The organism is Rahnella inusitata (assembly GCF_965118895.1).
In the GTDB taxonomy this organism is placed as follows: domain Bacteria; phylum Pseudomonadota; class Gammaproteobacteria; order Enterobacterales; family Enterobacteriaceae; genus Rahnella; species Rahnella inusitata_A.
In genome coordinates, this window is sequence record NZ_CBCPJJ010000008.1 from 334,971 (window position 1) to 352,671 (window position 17,701).

Genomic DNA, 17,701 nt, shown 5'->3' on the forward strand with positions numbered 1-17,701 from the left:
TTCTTTGGCCACCCTTATTACGTTTTTGCGAGACATCACGAAGGAAAACATCACCCTCATTCACAAACCTGAAAACCTGTCCAGAATGCCTTTCGTAGCGGTAAAAAACGCAGGAAGCGGGCAAAAATGTGAAGCTGCTTCCTGTTTAAAAATAATCATAAATGATTACTTTTAAATTGTATGAAAGGTAATCATACTTCTGCGCAAGGAAAGCCACTGTGTACGATGTAACCATCACCCGCAATGCGCAAAGGGAACTCGATAAAATGCCCGCCACGCTGATCGCAGCGCTAATTGAGGCTGTTGACGAGTTGGGGATTTATGGTGCCGCCTTACAGGATCCGGAGGTCCGGTATGTCGGACATGGAATACGGGAGCTTCGGGTATGCAGTCCTGAGGGTTTTGGCCGAGCGTTTTACTTTTTTATGAAGGGTCGGCGGATTTATATCGTCCATATTCTGCATAAGAAAACCGCTAAAACACCTCGTCAGGATCTGGAGCTGGCACTACAACGCATGAAAACAATCAAAAGGAATGAAATGTGAAAGATGATTATGACGACGATGAACTGATCCCTTTCAGCGTGGTGAAAGCAGAGATGCTACAAAACCCTGAGGTCGCCGCCGCTTACGCCGCCCTTCAGGTCCATAAAAAAATGGTCGCACAGCTTAAAGCTACACGCCTTGCCGAATCCCTTACGCAGGAAGACATCGCAAAGCGTACCGGGCTGAAAAAGCAAAACATCAGCCGGTTTGAAAACGGTACAGCCTCCCCGACGCTCAATACCGTCAGCCGTTACGCCGTCGCGCTCGGCGGCACTTTCGAATTTAAGAAACTTCACTGACTTTCGTATTGTGCGCGCTGTAAGCGGCAATAAACTCCCCGGCGATCGCCACGGCGATTTCTGCCGGGAGTTTGCCACGTACGTCAGGCAATCCAACCGGGCAGCGCATTCTGGTGAGTTGCTCCTGCGAAATTCCTTTGCCGGATAAGCGATAATCGAAGCGTTTTCGCTTAGTCTCTGAGCCGATCAGGCCGAAATAGCGAAAATCCCCGCGTTTAAGGATCCGCTCACTTAGCGCAAAATCAAGCTGATGATCGTGAGTCAGGACCATGAAATAGCTGCCCGCAGGCATCTGCGCCACCGTGCCTTCCGGTTCCTCGTCAACGATGCAGGTAATCTGTGCATCGACCTGCGCAGGGAATTCACTGGCGCGGGCATCCACCCAGGTGATGCGGCACGGCAGCGTGCTGAGAATGTTCACCAGCGCCCGTCCGACGTGGCCTGCGCCGTAGACCACCACCTGCGGTTGCGGATATCCGAGCGGTTCAAACAGCACCGAGGCCATTCCGCCACAGCACTGCCCAAGCCGGGCACCCAGTGAAAAGCGCTCAAACCGGCTGTTCTGTTCACCCTTTTTCAGCATCTCGCGGGCAATCGCTGTGACCTGAAACTCCAGATTACCGCCGCCCAGCGTGTAAAAAAGCTGGTCAGCGGTGATCAGCATTTTGCAGCCCGCATCACGCGGTGTGGAACCCTGCTGATCGACCAGCGTGGCCACCACGCAGGGTTCTGCGCGCGTTTGCAAATTGTGTAAACAGCTCACCCAGTCATCTGTACGCATGAGAATCTCCGTTAGCTGGCCATTTTATCAGCGACATGAGTGACAACGTCACCTGAAAAACGCAGCTGATTCACTCCGCTAAGCACCCTTTCAGGCGTGGCAGGCGCGTCGATGTGCGGGTGAACACAGTAATTGGCGAGACTGGCCACCGCGTCTTTAATCGCGCACCAGACCGAAATGCCGAGCATAAACGGCGGTTCACCGACGGCTTTGGAATGGAAAACCGTGTCTTCCGGATTCTTGCGGTTCTCCACCAGCTTCACGCGCAGATCCTGCGGAATGTCACCGATTGCCGGAATCTTGTAAGCCGCCGGACCGCTGGTCATCAGCCGCCCCTGGTCATTCCACACCAGTTCCTCGGTGGTCAGCCAGCCCATGCCTTGCACGAATCCGCCCTCAACCTGCCCGATATCAATGGCCGGATTCAGCGAATCGCCCACGTCGTGCAAGATATCAGCGCGCAGCAGCCGGTATTCGCCGGTCAGCGTATCGACCAGCACTTCGGCGCAGGCCGCGCCGTAGGAGAAATAATAGAACGGATGCCCGGCCGCTTTACTGCGATCGTAGAAAATCTTCGGCGTTTTGTAATAACCGGTGCTGGAAAGCGGCACCTGATTGAGCCAGCACTGAGTGGCGACCTGCTCAAAACTGAAATACAGATCTTTTACCCGCACCTGGCCGTTGCTGAATTCCACATCATTTTCATCCGCGCCGTGAACGCGCATCAGCATCTCAACCATCCGCCCTTTGATGATTTCTGCGGCATTTTGCGCGGCTTTTCCGTTGAGATCGGCCCCCGATGACGCTGCGGTCGGCGAGGTATTCGGCACTTTGCCGGTGTCGGTGGCGGTTATCTGGATACGGCTGATATCTACCTGAAATACCTCGGCGACAACCTGTGCCACTTTGGTATTCAGCCCCTGACCCATTTCGGTGCCGCCGTGGTTGAGCTGAATACTGCCGTCGGTGTAAACCAGCACCAGCGCACCCGCCTGATTAAGAAAGCTGGCGGTGAATGAAATGCCGAATTTCACCGGTGTCAGCGCCAGACCTTTCTTCAGATAAGGATTTACACGGTTAAATTCAGTGACAGCGTCACGTCTGACGGCGTATTCCGCACTCTCTTCCAACTGCTGCGTTATTTCCTGCAACAGGTTTTGCCCGACGGGCTGATGGTAATGTGTAACGTTGCGGGTTTCCTGTCCGTAATAATTGTTCTTGCGAACTGTCAGCGGATCTAACGCCAGCTCGCGGGCAATGTGATCGACTATATGCTCGATCGCCACAATCCCCTGCGGGCCACCAAATCCGCGGTAAGCGGTGTTGGACGCCATATTCGTTTTGCAGCGATAGCCGGTGATCAGCGCATCGCCGAGGTAGTACGCGTTGTCGGAATGGAACATGGCGCGATCGACGATAGAACCGGACAGATCCAGCGAATAGCCGCAGTTCGCCGCCAGTTTGATGTCGATACCATGGATCACACCTTCGTCTGTAAAGCCGACGTCGTAGCTGACGTGAAACGGATGCCGTTTGCCGGTGATCAGCATGTCATCCTGCCTTGCCAGACGCATTTTCGCCGGGCGTCCGGTGAGATGTGCCGCCAGCGCCGCCAGACAGGCGGTGCCCGCCGCCTGAGTTTCTTTGCCACCAAACCCGCCGCCCATGCGGCGCATATCCACCACCACTTTATGCATTGGCAAATCCAGCACCGAGGCGACCAGTTTTTGCACTTCGGTCGGGTGCTGCGTCGAGCTGTACACCAGCATCGCGCCATCTTCACCGGGCATCACAGAGGCAATCTGTGTTTCCAGATAAAAATGCTCCTGCCCGCCGATTTCCAGTTCACCCTGCAAACGGTGTTTCGCCGAGGCCAGCGCCATCTGTGCATCGCCGCGTTTATGCTGATGCGGCTCTTCGACGTAATGTTCAAGCGCCAGCGCCTGTTTAATGGTCAGCACAGCATCACGCATCTGATATTCCACCTTCGCCAGCGCCACGGCGGCGCGGGCGGCGTCCATCGAGGTGGCAGCGACCACCAGCACTATCTGCCCGACGTACTCCACGCAGCCCTGCGCCATCAGCGGATCGCCATGAGTCAGTGGTGCGATATCCAGATTGCCCGGCACATCTTCTGCAGTCATGACCCGCACCACGCCGGGCACGGTGTAACAAGCCTCGGTATCGATATGCACAATATCGGCGTGCGCGTGCGGGCTGAGCAGTGGCACCAGATGCAGCTGATTGGGGAATTCCAGCCGGTCATCGACGTATATTGCTTCACCTGTTACGTGTTTATCGGCACTTTCGTGACGCTGACTTTTGCCGACGCCGCTCTGTAAACCGGCGCGGAACAGCGCTTCCATCTGCTGTTGCGAGAGTGAAGGTTTGGATTCAGACATAGTGAGTTACCCGCATCAGCGTTTCAGGAGAGGTCATTTCGATATGGCAGCGGCGCAGCAAATTTTTTGCCACCTGCATGCGGTATTCACGGCTGGCGCGAAAATCGCTGATCGGCGTGAAATCCTGTTCAAGCGCCTGACAGGCGCGTTCAATTGTCGCGGTCTGCCACGGCTGACCGAGCAACCGGGCCTCACAGCCGGTCGCACGCTTCGCCACTTCCGCCATTCCGCCAAAAGCGATACGGGCATGGATCACTACGCCGTTTTGCACTTCGATGTGCAGCGCGGCGCACACCGCTGAAATATCGTCTTCAAGACGTTTCGAGACTTTATACACCCGCAGCTGACGCGCCGCTGACGTCGCACGCGGAATGCGGATTTGCTCGATAAACTCGCCAGGCTGTAGTGCCGTTTTACGGTAACCGAGGAAAAAATGCTCCAGCGGCAATTCGCGTTGCTGCGAGCCAAGCCGCAGCAGCAGCGTCGCACCCAGCGCCAGCAAGACCGGTCCGCCGTCGCCGATGGGCGAAGCATTGGCGATATTGCCGCCGAATGTGCCCTGATTGCGGATCTGCTCCGAGGCAAAGCGTTCGAGCAGGTCGCCGAATTCCGGGAATTCATCACGCAGAACTGGCAGACACTGACTGAGGGTGGCCGCTGCGCCGATGTGAATAGCCTGATCGGTCAGCGTAATACGTTTCAGCTCATCAATGTGGCTGAGGGACATCAGTTTTGGCAGCCGCTGAAAGCGTTGCGTGACCTCCAGCGCCAGATCGGTGCCGCCAGCCACCAGACGGGCATCAGGTTCTGTAATGAATAACTGCGCCAGCTGTTCGATGCAGGTCGGCTGCTCAGTGGCAGAAATAGCCCGCAGTTTTTGCAGCGTATTCAACGCATCCGCGTCAAACTGATCGGCCTGCGGCTGCTGGCAAATGTCTTTCGCCGCCGCCATAATCGGGCGATAGCCGGTGCAGCGGCAAAGATTGCCGGACAGCGCCTGCTGTGTGTGTTCCACATCAAATGCCTGCTGTTTTTTTTCTAAAGCAAACAATGACATCACAAAGCCCGGCGTGCAGAAACCACACTGCGAGGCGTGATTTTCCACCATCGCCTGCTGTACGTGATGCAGTTCGCCCTGATGTTTCAGATCCTCAACGGTGATCAGCTGTTTGCCGTGTATCGCAGGCATAAACGTCAGGCAGGCGTTAACCGTCCGGTAGTTCAGCGCATCACCCTGTGGTTCAGCCAGCACGACGGTACACGCGCCGCAGTCGCCGGACGCACAACCTTCTTTGGTGCCGCAGCGCCCGGCGTTCTGCCGCAGATACTGTAAGACGGTCGTGTCGGCTGGCAGATTTTCAGTGTGGATCCTGCCGTTCATTAAAAATTGGATCATGCGCCTTCTCCCTTCTTACAGCCGTTCAAAATCAGCGTCGTGACTTCTTCAATGATGTGCTCGCGCGCCGCGTTATCGCCTTCAAAATCGCCGTACATATGCTTCACCTGTACCGCAAAATCCGCGTAATACTGCGTCACTGCCCAGATGTGCATGATGAACAGTCGCGCATCCAGCGGACGGATTTTCTGCAGGGCGATCCACTCGTGGATCAGGTTTTCCTTGCCGGTGATGTTTGCCGTTGCCTGCGGCCAGTATTTTTGCAAATAGTGGCCGCCGCCCAGCACTTCGCTGGTGAAAATGCGCGAAAGCTCAGGCTGGTCAAAGGAGAAGTTCAGCTTGTTGCGGATATACCGGCTGAGTACTGCGTCCGGTTCGCTGAGAGTCGGGTCGAACTGGATGATGTCACCCCAGACTTTCAGCACCTTTTGCAGCAGCTCTTCGTAGAGTTCTTCTTTTCCGGCGATGTAGTAATGCAACTGGGCTTTTTTGATCCCGGCACGCTGAGCGATGGCCTGCGTGGTCGCCCCCTGAAAGCCCTTTTCGCTGAATTCTGCAATCGCCGCCGCATGAATATTTTCCAGCGTACGCTCACGTGCAATGCGGATTTTGCCGACCGATTCGTTGTTCATCATGCAGGATCCCTCGCATAGGCCAGTTCGCCGTCGATATAGGTGCAGAACACGTTGCGGTCATCGCCGAGGGTCATCAGCACAAACAGTTTTTCGGCCAGCGTTTCGCTGTTAGCGGCGCGCAGTTTTTGCAGCGCGCTGACGCCGGGCTCGAGCACCACGAAATCCGCCTCTTTACCGGCATTGAAATTACCGATTTTGTCATCGAGATGCAGCGCCCGTGCGCCCCCTAACGTAGCGTGATAAAAGGCTTCAAAGGCGGATAAACGGTAACGTTGCAGTTGCCCGACTTTGTAGGCTTCCGACAGCGTTTCCAACATGTTGAAGGTGGTGCCCGCCCCCACATCTGTACCCATGCCGACCCGGATGTGTTTCTCCCAGGATTTCTGCAAATTAAACAGTCCACTGCCAAGAAACAGGTTGGAGGTCGGGCAAAAGGCGATGGTGGAATCGGTGTCGTGCAGGCAATCCCACTCGCTGTCATCGAGATGCAAACAGTGCGCAAACACACAGCGTTCGCCGGTCAGACCGAACTGATGATACACATCCAGATAGTGCTGATGCGCCGGGTGCATCTCCTTCACCCACGACAGCTCCGCGACGTTTTCGCTGAGGTGGGTATGCAGATAGACGTCCGGGAACTCTTCCTTCAGCAGGCGGACTTTTTGCAGCAGCTCAGGCGAGGAGGTCGGCGCAAATCTTGGCGTCAGCGCATAACTCAGCCGCTGACGGTTGTGCCAGCGCGCGATGAGCTTACGCGTATCGGCTTCGCTTTGTTCCGGCGTTTCCAGCAAGGCGTCAGGGGCATTTTTGTCCATCATCACTTTGCCCGCCACCAGCCGCATATTGATGTCGGACGCTTCTTTAAACAGCGCATCGACCGACTGCGGGTGCACGGTGCCGAACACCAGCGCGGTGGTAGTGCCGTTAAGTAATAACTGTTCGATGAAGAATTTCGACATGCGCCGGGAGTAATCCGCGCAGTGATATTGCTGTTCAGTGGGGAACGTGTAGCGCTGAAGCCATTCAAGCAACTGCTCGCCGTAGGCGCCGATCATTTCGGTTTGCGGATAGTGGATGTGGGTATCGACAAAACCCGGCACGATCAGCTTGTCGCGATAATCATCTATTTCCAGACCGTCGGTGTGCCGCGCCTGCGAAAGCTTTGCCTCACCCTCAAGCCATTCGCCCAGCCAGACGATATGCCCGCCGCTCAGCAGCATCAGTCCGTCTTCGATATAGCGCACCTGCGCCTCAAGATCCTGCGGGTGTAATACCGGTTCACGGATATCAAAGAAGTTTCCGCGAACCGCGCGGGTGATGATTTGACTCATGGCATAGCCCTTTTCTGCAACATTCTGATTGATGACTGATAACAGAATATTTGCAAAGCTTATGCCAAATCTGACCATTCGGTCAGACCGTCTGGATGTTTTTTACTGCGGGGAGATTTATTTCAGCAGCACTTCGTACTGCGGATTGAATTCATCGAAAATCGGCAATGCGGCGGCTCCGAGCGCAGCGGTGTCACTGCCGGACATCCCCAGGCGAATACGCGCGTGCTGCGGATAGCGGCTGCGCACAGAGTTGTAGAGCGGCGTCAGGCGCTGTATCAGCTTCTCGACCAGCGGTTTCGGCATGGTGCCGCCGATAATGACGCACTGCGCGTCGAACACGCATTCCATGATATTGATGGCCTGACAGGCGGGTTCAACGGCAGTATCCAGCCATTGACTGAAGCGTTTTTCGTCCACTTCCAGCAGATCTTCGGGCATGGCTGATGCCGGATCTAATCCGCAAGCTTCGTAAGCCGCCTGCAAAGAAAGGTAACGTTCGAGGCACCCTTTGTTGCCGCAATAGCATTCGCGTCCGCCCGGTTGCACCACAATGTGGCCGACCTCGCCCGCATTGTGTGCATGACCGGTGTAAATTCGCCCGTCGGTGAAGATGCCTGCCCCCAGACCGGTGCCGATATACAGATACACAAAGGATGATAATTGCTTGGCTACGCCGTGAAAACGCTCGCCGATGGCGGCCACGGTGGCATCATTTTCGAGAGTCACCGGCCAGCCTGTTGCCGCGCTCAGATGCGCTTCGATATCGACGTCGTCCCATCCGTGCAGCGTGGTCGGGCCTTGCGATGAAATCCCCTCCACGCCGAATGGCCCCGGCATCACCACGCCAATGCCCAACATTTTCCGCCAGTCGATTTTCACCTGTTGGCGCATTTCTTGCAGTACCTGATCAATCAGAGCCAGCGTGGGCTCTGGCTGCGGTTTCTGTACCCGGATCAGGCTGCGAAAGCGGACCGAACCGGTGAGATCGACCAGCACAATCAGCAGCGACTGATGATCAAGATGGATGCCAATGGAATAGGCGCTGTCAGGATTGAGTGTCAGTGGCGTTGCTGGTTGACCACGTCCGCCCTCGCGGCGCGGCAGATGGGAGGAGAGGATCCCCGCCTGTTCGAGCTCGGTGGCGATGTTGGACACGGTTTGTGGCGTAAGCGACGTCAGCCGGGCAATTTCGGCGCGGGTCAGTTCACCGTTGAGACGAATAGCTTCAATCACGACCCGACGATTGTGAGCACGGGCGTGCTCAAGATTGGTACCCGACGTTGTAATCACATCTCTCTCCACGGTGAAGACCTTGCGGGCAGTATGCGGAGAGTGATTACAGCAATCAAATTGATTTTATAATTATCAGTATATGAATTTGACGGTGTCATCACAGCTTTGAATGTTATTGGCATGTTAATAATAATCGCCAGTCACTATTCATTTGCAGCAGTTTTGAGATTCACCTTCAGACCCAGTAGCACAATCCGGCAGGGACGCAGGGACTGGCAGAAATAGGCCTTCCCATTTTTTTTAGCCGATTAAAGCAATCAAATTGATTTAATAAACTTAACCCTGTTTCGGAGAATGACGATGAGCCTGCGACTTACCCCAGCGGCGACCCTGTGCGCCCTTTCTGCCCTGACTTTTGGTTATTCGGCCAGCGTGCTGGCGGACACGACCCTTAGCGCCCTGTTCATGACCCAGGCGGCGTACAGCGAAGCGGATATCCGCGCGATGACCGCTGATTTCACCAAACTGCACCCGGACATCAAAGTGAATCTGGAGTTTGTGCCGTACGAAGCGCTGCACGACAAAATCGTCGCCGCACGCGGTGCCGGTGACAAAGGCTATGACGTGGTGCTGTTCGATGCGATCTGGCCTGCCGAATTCAACAAGTACGGCCTGTTGCAGGACGTCACCGCGCGTATTCCGGCCGAAGAGAGCAATAAGATCTTCGACGGTGCAATTTCCACCGTGACTTACAAAGACAAGCGCTGGGGGATGCCGTGGATCCTCGACACCAAATATCTCTATTACAACAAAGCCATGCTGGCGAAGGCCGGGATCACGACGCCACCGGCCACCTGGGCTGACGTTGAGAAGCAGTCGGCCATCCTGAAAGAAAAAGGTATTGTGAAATATCCACTGGTGTGGAGCTGGTCGCAGTCTGAAGCGCTGCTGTGTGACTACACCACGCTGGTCTCCGCCTTCAAAGGCGATTTCTATCAAGACGGAAAGCTTAACTTCACTAACTCCGGCGCCATGAAAGCCATCAATTACATGAAAGAGACGCTGGATAAAGGGCTGACCAACCCGAACTCCCGCGAGTATCTGGAAGAAGACGTGCGCAAGTCCTTCTCCAACGGTGATGCGGCGTTCGCGCTGAACTGGACATACATGTACAACATGGCCAATGACCCCAAACAGAGCAAAGTCGCGGGTGACGTCGGCGTAGTTCCGGCTCCGGGGGGGGAAGCGGGCGGCGCATCCGGCGTCAACGGCTCGATGGGTCTGGGTATCGCCAAAGCCAGTGCGCATCCTGATCAGGCGTGGGAATTTATCAGCTACATGACCTCCCAGCCGGTGCAGAACAAATACGCCAAGCTGAGCCTGCCGATCTGGAAATCCTCTTATGACGATCCGGCGGTGCAGAAAGATCAGGAACAGCTGATCGCCGCCGCCAAAACCTCGCTGAACGTGATGTTGTCGCGTCCAGTGACGGCGGATTACTCCCGCTTGTCCAACATTTTGCAGCAAAACATTCAGGCGGTATTGCAGGGTAAAACCCCGGCGCAGGACGGTATGGAAGCCGCAACCAAAGCCGCCGATCGTTTACGTTAATTGCTTTTCACCACACTCTTAAGCCAACACTACAGCCCGTCATCTCCCCATGATGACGGGCCGGGAATCAAGCATGCTTACTTTACCGCAACGTGAACGTCGTCAGGCCTGGGTGCTCCTCGCGCCGATGCTGCTGATGATGTTCCTGCTGACCGCCTGGCCGCTGGCCCGCACGCTGTGGCTCAGTTTTACCGACGCCGGACTTATCGGCGACGGCTCTGCGCCCAACTGGGTGGGCAGCGAAAACTTTCTCTACGCGCTGACCGATCCGGATTTTCGCGCAGCACTCTGGCGCACGCTGTATTTCACCGTAGTCTCGGTAATTATTGAAGGCTTTATCGGCGTGCTGGTTGCCCTGCTGCTCAATCAGCCCTTTTGGGGACGCAGCGCCCTGCGCGTCCTGGTGATTTTGCCGTGGGCGCTGCCGACTATCGTCAACGCCACCATGTGGCGACTGAATTTCAATCCGGATTACGGCAGCATCAACGCCCTGCTCACGCAGCTTGGCCTCATCGACACCTACCGCAGCTGGCTCGGTGACCCGTCTTCGGCCATTAACGCTGTGATGTTCGCGGATATCTGGAAGAACTACCCGCTGATCACCCTGCTGGTGCTGGCCGCGTTGCAGACAATACCAGAGGATTTATTCGAGGCGGCCCGTCTGGACGGCGCATCCGCATTCCGGCGTTTTCGTAAAATCACTTTACCGGCGATCGCCGCACCGCTGGCGGTGGCGCTTATTCTGCGCACGATTGACGCGTTTAAAGTCTTCGACATTATTTACGTCATGACCCGCGGCGGCCCGCTCGACAGCACCAAAACCGTCAGTTTCTTTGTCTATCAGGAATCCTTCAGTTATCTGCGCGCAGGCAGCGGTGCCGCTTACGCGATACTCATGACGCTGATTTGTGCCCTGCTCATTTTGATTTACATGGTGATGCTGCTGCGTCAGCGCCGTTCAGGGAGCGTCGAATGAAACAGAAAATCCGGCTTATTCTGCGCTATCTCGCCGCGCTGGTTCTGGCCGCGTCGATCCTTGCACCCCTGGTGTGGATGTTCCTGATGAGCGTCAGCTCGGCGGCCGATCTGACCCGCATTCCGCTGGAATGGCTGCCGCGCCACTGGGATTTCAGCCGATACGCCAGCCTGCTGACCTTGCAGGCCGGGCAGCCCGGCGCGCTGTTCTTACACGCCCTTGGCAACAGCCTGCTGGTGGCCTGCGGTGCGACAATCATCTCCCTGCTGCTGGCCATTCCTGCGGCGTACAGCTTCTCGCGCTATCCCGGCCGCGACGGCTGGCTGTTTGGCGGTCTGGCGATTTACATGGTGCCGCCGGTGGCGTTCGTTCTGCCGCTGTACTTTATCCTGCAACAGCTTTCGCTGCTCAATACGCACCTCGGGCTGATTTTGGTGTATTGCTCGATGATCCTGCCGTTCCTGACGTGGATGCTGAAAAACCAGTTCGACGCCCTGCCGATCGACATCGAACAGGCCGCGCGCCTTGACGGTCTTCGCTACTGGCAGGTGCTGCTGCGCATTACGCTGCCGCTGGCAAAACCGGCGCTGGGTGCCTCAGCGATGTTTGGCTGGCTGCTGGCATGGGATGAATTCTTTTACGCGCTGCTGTTCACCAACAATATCGACGCCCAGACGTTGCCGGTCACCATCGCCGGTTTCACCGCCGGGCGCGCCACCGATGACGGGCTGATTGCCGCCGTCGGCATTCTGGCGGCCATTCCGCCGCTCTTTGTTGCCCTCTGGCTGCAAAAAACACTGGTCAGCGGGTTAACCGCTGGCGGCAGCAAGGGATAAGCTCATGGGAAACGTAACAAGAATGAAGAAACCCGACGCCTTTGCCACGCTGTTCGTGGCGGGCAATATCAATGTGGATTTGATCATGAGTACGCTGCACGCCTGGCCGAAAAAAGGCACCGAAGCGATGCTCGACAGCAGCTCCCTGCGCCCCGGCGGTTCTGCGGGTAACTGCGCGCTGGCGCTGGCGGCGCTCGGTACGCCCCATCGTTTAGTCGCCAATCAGGGCAACGATCAGTTTACCGGCTGGCTGGCGGGTTTATTTCCAGAAAGCGCACCCCACTGGCCGACCGCCGACTGCGAAACCTCGCTGACTTTCGGCGTGACGCATCCGGACCATGAACGCACATTCTTTAGTAATCAGGGGCACATCGTTCGCCTTTCGATGCAGGACGTGCTCGCGCAATTACCGGAAACCGCGCAGCCCGGCGACTGGGTACTGCTCTGCGGAACCTGGCTTTGTACCGCGCTGTACGCGGACTATCCGCAACTGCTTTCCACGCTGAAACAGCGCGGTTATCACGTTGCCGTCGACAGCGGCTGGCCACCGCAGGACTGGAGCGATGCACTGCGTGAACAAGCGGCGAACTGGCTGCCGTTTTGCGATGCGCTGCTGCTCAATGAAGTTGAAACGCTCGGGCTGGCCGATGCCGTCACGCTCGACGCCGCCGCTCACCGCCTGCTTTCGCAGATGGCAGACGGTGCTTTTTGCGTTGCCAAATGCGGGCCTGAGGGCGCGCGTTTGTGGTCAGCCGCTCTGATACTGCATCAGCACGCCGAACCGGTGGAGGTCGTCGATACCATCGGTGCCGGCGACAGTTTTAACGCCGGATTTTTATCCGCGCTGATTTATGGCCTGCCGCCTGCCACGGCGCTGCAATGGGGGGTGCGCGTCGCCGGTTGTGCGATTGGCAGTTCCCCGCGCCGTTACCCTGACTGGCAATCGCTTTTTGGCCTTGTGGAGAACATCTAAATGGCTCTGGTAGAACTGGTAAAAGTCGCCAAACGTTACGGCAAAGTACAGGTATTGAAACCGCTGGATCTGACCATTCCTGACGGCAGTTTCACCGTGCTGGTCGGGCCGTCGGGCTGTGGGAAATCGACGCTGCTGCGCTTGCTGGCTGGTCTCGAATCCCTTTCGGACGGCGATATTCTGCTCGATAAACAGCAGATTAATAATTTTGACCCCGCCGATCGTGACATCGCGATGGTATTTCAAAGCTATGCGCTGTATCCGCACCTGACCGTGGCCGAGAATATGGCGTTCCATATGCAGGTGAAAAAAGTGCCGAAAGCCGAACAGCAGGCGAAAGTTCAGCAGGCGGCGAAAGTGCTGGGCATTGACCATCTGCTGAAACGCTTACCGAAAGATTTGTCCGGCGGCCAGCGTCAGCGTGTGGCGATGGGTCGCGCGCTGGTGCGTAATCCGAAAGTGTTTTTGTTCGATGAACCGCTCTCAAATCTCGACGCACAGTTGCGTATGGAGCTGCGCGCCGAAATCAAATCGCTGCATCAGCAGTTCCGCACCACGACGGTGTATGTGACGCACGATCAGGTAGAGGCGATGACGCTGGCGGACAATATCGTGGTGATGAAAGACGGATTTATTGTGCAACAGGGCGATCCGCTGTCGATTTACGATAAACCAGTCAACACCTTCGTGGCGCGGTTCATTGGCTCTCCGCCGATGAACTTACTCAGCGGCGTGTTTCAGAGTATCGACGGAAAACCGGGCGTCACCTGCGAACAGCTGTGGTTCGCGCTGCCAGAAAAATGGGCATTGCAGGCGCGTCATTCCGAAGGACTGCCGGTCACGCTCGGCCTGCGCCCGCACGATCTCCGTCCGGTGCAACACAGCGCCCAGCCCGCCGCGACGCTGAGACTGCTGGAAGTCACCGGCGAAAGCAGCCTGCTGCACATCGACTGGAGCGGCTTCCCACTGCACGTTCAGTTCGCCGGTCGGGCGCGCGTCAGCGCCGATCAGCCGCTGTATCTTGAAGCCAACAGCGACGCCATTCATTTGTTTGATGCGGCAACGGGGGAGCGGCTGGCGGAGGTATAATTTCCCCACGCCTTCCTCATACGGGGAAGGCGTTTCTGTCATTGACGCCTCCCCCCAATACGCTATGCTCAAACCTTGCCTGGTTGATTAGCGCGCTTACCATCTATGAGCTTGTTCCCTATCAAAAAATTCTCGCTGCCTCCGGGTTCCGCACTGCCGCTGCTGGTTGCAGGGGCATTTTTCATGGAAAACCTCGACGCGACGGTGATCGTCACCGCGCTGCCGCAAATGGCGAAAGACTTCGGCGTGCATCCGGTGGATATGAACATTGGCGTGTCGGCCTACATTCTGACGCTCACGGTGTTTATTCCCGCCAGCGGCTGGATTGCTAACCGGTTTGGCACGCGCAATATTTTCTCGCTGGCAATCGTTCTGTTCACCCTCGCCTCGATGTTGTGCTCCGCCAGCGCCAGCCTCGGGACCTTTACCGCCGCGCGCATGTTGCAGGGGTTTGCCGGGGCGCTGATGGTGCCGGTCGGGCGTTTGGTGGTGCTGAAAAATACCCAAAAATCGGATTTGATCCGTGCGATAGCCACCATTACCTGGCCCGGTCTGGTCGCGCCTATCCTCGGGCCGCCGCTCGGCGGTTTTATTACCACCTATGCTTCGTGGCACTGGATTTTTATTCTCAACGCGCCGTTAGGGATTATCGCATTGCTGTTCGCCCGCAGGCTTATTCCGCAGGCACCGGGGGAGAAAGGCGTGCCGTTTGACGTCACCGGTTTTATCCTCACCGGCATGGCCTGTCTGGGGCTTACCTTCGGGCTGGATAAATTCAACGAAGGCCAGATCGACTGGAAACCGGTCGCGATGGTCGGTGGCGCACTGATTGCGGGTGCGCTGGCGGCATGGCATTCAAAACGGGCTGCTCATCCTTTGCTGCCGCTGGTGGCGCTGAAAATCAGAAGTTACGCCGTCACAATTTACGGCGGTTCGCTGTTCCGTATCGCCATCGGCGCCCTGCCATTCCTGCTGCCGCTGATGTTCCAGCTTGGTTACGGCATGAGCGCGTTTGATGCCGGTTTACTGGTGCTGGCCGTGTTTGCCGGAAATCTGGCGATGAAGCCTTTTACTTCGGCGATTTTGCACCGCTTCCGCTTTAAGTCGATTATGCTGATTAACGGCCTGCTCAATTCGGCGACGATTTTTGCCTGCGCGCTGTTAACGCCTGAAGTACCGGCTGCGCTGACGCTGTTGCTGTTATTCGCCAGCGGCATGACCCGGTCGATGCAGTTCACGGCACTGAATACGCTGGCCTTCTCGCAGGTTCCCGGCGAGCAGATGGGCGGCGCGAATACGCTGTTTAACACCGCGCAGCAGCTCTCCACCGGCCTCGGCATTGCCATTGGCGCGCTCTCCCTGCGCATCGCCGAACACTTTTTACCAGCCAGTGAAACCCTGCAGGTGGGAACGTTCCACATTGCCTTCATCATTATCGGTGTGTTTTCGCTGGCAGGCACTCTCGACAGCCTGACGCTGGATAAGACCGCGGGCGACGAATTGCGATATAAAAAAGAATCTGTACCCCAACCGGCTGCGCCGGATAAATAAAGCGCAGCCAGACTGAAATTAAGTATCCGAAAAATGGAGAAATACCATGGAATACCGCTTGTTAGGCCGCTCTGGCCTGAAAGTTTCAGTTCTCAGCCTTGGCACCATGACGTTTGGTGGTCAGGGGAAATTCGCCAAAACCGGCCAGACTGACGTCGAAGCCGCACAACGCCAGATCGGACTGTGTCTTGATGCGGGCATCAACCTGTTCGACACCGCCGACGTCTATTCAGGCGGTGAATCTGAAGTCATCCTCGGCAAGGCGCTCGGCGACAAACGCCACGACGTGCTGATCGCCAGTAAAGCGCGCTTCCCGATGGGCGATGGCCCGAACGATCGCGGCTCATCGCGTCACCATATCCTGCGCGCCTGCGAAGCCAGCCTGAAGCGTCTGAACACTGACTATCTTGATTTGTATCAGCTGCATCAATGGGACGGACAGACGCCGCTGGAAGAAACACTGCGCGCCCTCGATGACTTAGTCAGCAGCGGTAAAGTACGTTACGTGGGGGTCTCGAACTTTTCCGCCTGGCATGTAATGAAAACGCTGGGCGTCGCGCAAGCCAGTCATTATATTCGCCCGGTCAGCCAGCAAATCCATTACACCTTGCAGGCGCGCGAAGCCGAATACGAATTATTGCCTGCGGCGCAGGATCAGGGGCTCGGCACGCTGGTCTGGAGTCCGCTGGCGGGCGGATTGCTCTCCGGCAAATATCGCCGCAATCAGGCAGCGCCTGAAGGCACCCGCCATCTGGCCGACTGGGGCGAGCCGCCGGTGCGTGATGAAAGCGCACTTTACGACGTGGTGGATGTGCTGGTAGAGATCGCCGAAGCCCGTGGCGTCTCGGCGGCGCAGATCGCGCTGGCGTGGCTGATTGCCCGGCCACAGGTGACGTCGGTGATCGTCGGCGCGCGCAACGATACCCAGCTGCAGGACAATCTCAAAGCCGCTGACTTAACGCTCACCCACGAAGAAATAGAAAAACTCAATGCTGTCAGTCAGTTGCCGTTGCTGTATCCTTACTGGCACCAGGCGCAGACGGCGCCAGACCGTCTCTCGGCGGCGGATTTATCACTGATTGCGCCCTATCTGAATAAGTAATGGCAATAAAATGATACCAACGCAGACCGGCTTACCCTGCCGGTCTCGTTATTTTTGTGTTAATACTGACAGCGTCTTTTTGTGTGCCGCAGGCGCACTTTGCCTAAAACAGAGGAATACCGGGATGATTATTTTTGTTACCGGCGCCACCGCCGGATTTGGTGCAGAAATCGCACGTAAGTTTGTCAAAGAAGGTCATAAAGTCATTGCCACCGGCCGCCGCAAAGAGCGTCTGGATGATCTGAAAGCCGAACTGGGAGACGCGCTGTACGCTGTAGAACTGGACGTCACCAACCGCGCATCCATTCAGGATGCCATCGACAGCCTGCCTGCCGAATGGCGTAATATCGACGTGCTGGTGAACAATGCCGGCCTGGCGCTCGGTCTGGAAAAAGCCGACAAAGCCTCGCTGGAAGACTGGGATAAAATGATCGACACCAACACCAAAGGCCTGGTGTACATGACCCGCGCCGTGCTGCCGGGCATGGTTGAACGTAATATCGGGCACGTGATCAACATCGGCTCTACCGCCGGTAACTGGCCGTACGCGGGCGGCAACGTCTACGGCGCGACCAAAGCCTTCGTCCGTCAGTTCAGCCTGAACCTGCGCACCGACCTGCACGGCACCCACGTTCGCGTCACCAACATCGAACCGGGCCTGTGCGGCGGTACTGAATTCTCCAGCGTGCGCTTTAAAGGCGACGATGAGAAAGTCAGCAAAACCTACGACAACACCAATCCGCTGACCGCCGTGGACGTCGCCGAATCCGTCTTCTGGGTTTCAACGCTGCCTGCGCACGTCAACATCAACAGTATTGAGATGATGCCGGTCAGCCAGTCTCTCGCCGGTTTGCAGGTACATCGCGAAGAGTGATCTTGTTTCCTGATATGGACGAGAAATAATGAAAAGCAGCTCCGGCTGCTTTTTTTATTTCTCC

At 56.6% G+C, this 17,701-nt stretch carries 16 protein-coding genes; 10 read left to right on the forward strand and 6 right to left on the reverse strand.

All coding sequences use genetic code 11. The features are described from left to right. Positions 1-218: 218 nt before the first annotated feature. Together ACMHLI_RS07390 and ACMHLI_RS07395 are read left to right on the forward strand one after the other, a co-directional pair. Positions 219-545: a type II toxin-antitoxin system RelE/ParE family toxin gene (locus ACMHLI_RS07390; RefSeq protein WP_413528888.1), complete on the forward strand. Its 327-nt coding sequence runs from the start codon at positions 219-221 to the stop codon at positions 543-545. A 53-nt stretch (positions 546-598) separates the two neighbouring features. Further along, the gene (locus ACMHLI_RS07395; protein WP_413529021.1) at positions 599-844 is read left to right on the forward strand and encodes a helix-turn-helix domain-containing protein; all 246 of its coding nucleotides are present in this window, start codon (positions 599-601) and stop codon (positions 842-844) included. Here the strand turns inward: ACMHLI_RS07395 and xdhC are convergent. The 6 genes from xdhC to ACMHLI_RS07425 all read right to left on the reverse strand — a co-directional run bounded on the left by xdhC (position 828) and on the right by ACMHLI_RS07425 (position 8,679). Continuing rightward, on the reverse strand, positions 828-1,625 hold the full coding sequence (gene xdhC, locus ACMHLI_RS07400; RefSeq protein WP_413528889.1) for a xanthine dehydrogenase accessory protein XdhC: 798 nt from the start codon (positions 1,623-1,625) through the stop codon (positions 828-830). The two genes, ACMHLI_RS07395 and xdhC, sit on opposite strands and share 17 nt — an antisense overlap. Positions 1,626-1,636: 11 nt before the next feature. Continuing rightward, positions 1,637-4,027: a xanthine dehydrogenase molybdopterin binding subunit gene (gene xdhB / locus ACMHLI_RS07405; RefSeq protein ID WP_413528890.1), complete on the reverse strand. Its 2,391-nt coding sequence runs from the start codon at positions 4,025-4,027 to the stop codon at positions 1,637-1,639. Next, positions 4,020-5,423, reverse strand: a complete 1,404-nt coding sequence (gene xdhA / locus ACMHLI_RS07410) for a xanthine dehydrogenase small subunit (RefSeq protein ID WP_413528891.1) — start codon at positions 5,421-5,423, stop codon at positions 4,020-4,022. The genes xdhB and xdhA overlap by 8 nt, the downstream gene beginning before the upstream one ends. Next, complete coding sequence (locus ACMHLI_RS07415; protein WP_413528892.1) at positions 5,420-6,058, reverse strand: TetR family transcriptional regulator C-terminal domain-containing protein; 639 nt, start codon at positions 6,056-6,058, stop codon at positions 5,420-5,422. The genes xdhA and ACMHLI_RS07415 overlap by 4 nt, the downstream gene beginning before the upstream one ends. Next, positions 6,055-7,389, reverse strand: a complete 1,335-nt coding sequence (guaD, locus tag ACMHLI_RS07420; RefSeq protein ID WP_413528893.1) for a guanine deaminase — start codon at positions 7,387-7,389, stop codon at positions 6,055-6,057. The genes ACMHLI_RS07415 and guaD overlap by 4 nt, the downstream gene beginning before the upstream one ends. Before the next feature lie 117 nt (positions 7,390-7,506). Beyond that, positions 7,507-8,679, reverse strand: coding sequence for an ROK family transcriptional regulator (locus tag ACMHLI_RS07425; RefSeq protein ID WP_413529022.1), 1,173 nt, complete (start codon positions 8,677-8,679; stop codon positions 7,507-7,509). Positions 8,680-8,985: 306 nt separating this feature from the next. Between ACMHLI_RS07425 and ACMHLI_RS07430 the strand changes: the two genes are divergently transcribed. From ACMHLI_RS07430 to ydfG, 8 genes are all read left to right on the forward strand, one after another. After that, positions 8,986-10,236, forward strand: a complete 1,251-nt coding sequence (locus ACMHLI_RS07430) for an extracellular solute-binding protein (protein ID WP_413528894.1) — start codon at positions 8,986-8,988, stop codon at positions 10,234-10,236. Positions 10,237-10,309: 73 nt separating this feature from the next. Further along, positions 10,310-11,212: a carbohydrate ABC transporter permease gene (locus tag ACMHLI_RS07435; protein WP_413528895.1), complete on the forward strand. Its 903-nt coding sequence runs from the start codon at positions 10,310-10,312 to the stop codon at positions 11,210-11,212. After that, positions 11,209-12,048, forward strand: coding sequence for a carbohydrate ABC transporter permease (locus tag ACMHLI_RS07440; RefSeq protein ID WP_413528896.1), 840 nt, complete (start codon positions 11,209-11,211; stop codon positions 12,046-12,048). The genes ACMHLI_RS07435 and ACMHLI_RS07440 overlap by 4 nt, the downstream gene beginning before the upstream one ends. Positions 12,049-12,052: 4 nt before the next feature. After that, positions 12,053-13,021: a carbohydrate kinase family protein gene (locus ACMHLI_RS07445; RefSeq protein WP_413528897.1), complete on the forward strand. Its 969-nt coding sequence runs from the start codon at positions 12,053-12,055 to the stop codon at positions 13,019-13,021. Next, positions 13,022-14,110, forward strand: coding sequence for an ABC transporter ATP-binding protein (locus tag ACMHLI_RS07450; protein WP_413528898.1), 1,089 nt, complete (start codon positions 13,022-13,024; stop codon positions 14,108-14,110). Positions 14,111-14,215: 105 nt separating this feature from the next. Next, positions 14,216-15,661: an MFS transporter gene (locus ACMHLI_RS07455; protein WP_413528899.1), complete on the forward strand. Its 1,446-nt coding sequence runs from the start codon at positions 14,216-14,218 to the stop codon at positions 15,659-15,661. A gap of 46 nt (positions 15,662-15,707) precedes the next feature. Next, positions 15,708-16,763, forward strand: a complete 1,056-nt coding sequence (locus ACMHLI_RS07460) for an aldo/keto reductase (RefSeq protein WP_413528900.1) — start codon at positions 15,708-15,710, stop codon at positions 16,761-16,763. A gap of 124 nt (positions 16,764-16,887) precedes the next feature. After that, complete coding sequence (gene ydfG, locus ACMHLI_RS07465) at positions 16,888-17,637, forward strand: bifunctional NADP-dependent 3-hydroxy acid dehydrogenase/3-hydroxypropionate dehydrogenase YdfG (protein WP_413528901.1); 750 nt, start codon at positions 16,888-16,890, stop codon at positions 17,635-17,637. Positions 17,638-17,701: the final 64 nt, after the last annotated feature.

Coding starts and splice junctions, on each gene's coding strand:
- ACMHLI_RS07395 (WP_413529021.1), top strand. CDS start 599: ATGCTACAAAACCCTGAGGTCGCCGCCGCTTACGCCGCCCTTCAGGTC.
- xdhC (WP_413528889.1), bottom strand. CDS start 1,625: ATGCGTACAGATGACTGGGTGAGCTGTTTACACAATTTGCAAACGCGC.
- xdhB (WP_413528890.1), bottom strand. CDS start 4,027: ATGTCTGAATCCAAACCTTCACTCTCGCAACAGCAGATGGAAGCGCTG.
- xdhA (WP_413528891.1), bottom strand. CDS start 5,423: ATGATCCAATTTTTAATGAACGGCAGGATCCACACTGAAAATCTGCCA.
- ACMHLI_RS07415 (WP_413528892.1), bottom strand. CDS start 6,058: ATGATGAACAACGAATCGGTCGGCAAAATCCGCATTGCACGTGAGCGT.
- guaD (WP_413528893.1), bottom strand. CDS start 7,389: ATGAGTCAAATCATCACCCGCGCGGTTCGCGGAAACTTCTTTGATATC.
- ACMHLI_RS07430 (WP_413528894.1), top strand. CDS start 8,986: ATGAGCCTGCGACTTACCCCAGCGGCGACCCTGTGCGCCCTTTCTGCC.
- ACMHLI_RS07435 (WP_413528895.1), top strand. CDS start 10,310: ATGCTTACTTTACCGCAACGTGAACGTCGTCAGGCCTGGGTGCTCCTC.
- ACMHLI_RS07440 (WP_413528896.1), top strand. CDS start 11,209: ATGAAACAGAAAATCCGGCTTATTCTGCGCTATCTCGCCGCGCTGGTT.
- ACMHLI_RS07445 (WP_413528897.1), top strand. CDS start 12,053: ATGGGAAACGTAACAAGAATGAAGAAACCCGACGCCTTTGCCACGCTG.
- ACMHLI_RS07450 (WP_413528898.1), top strand. CDS start 13,022: ATGGCTCTGGTAGAACTGGTAAAAGTCGCCAAACGTTACGGCAAAGTA.
- ACMHLI_RS07455 (WP_413528899.1), top strand. CDS start 14,216: ATGAGCTTGTTCCCTATCAAAAAATTCTCGCTGCCTCCGGGTTCCGCA.
- ACMHLI_RS07460 (WP_413528900.1), top strand. CDS start 15,708: ATGGAATACCGCTTGTTAGGCCGCTCTGGCCTGAAAGTTTCAGTTCTC.
- ydfG (WP_413528901.1), top strand. CDS start 16,888: ATGATTATTTTTGTTACCGGCGCCACCGCCGGATTTGGTGCAGAAATC.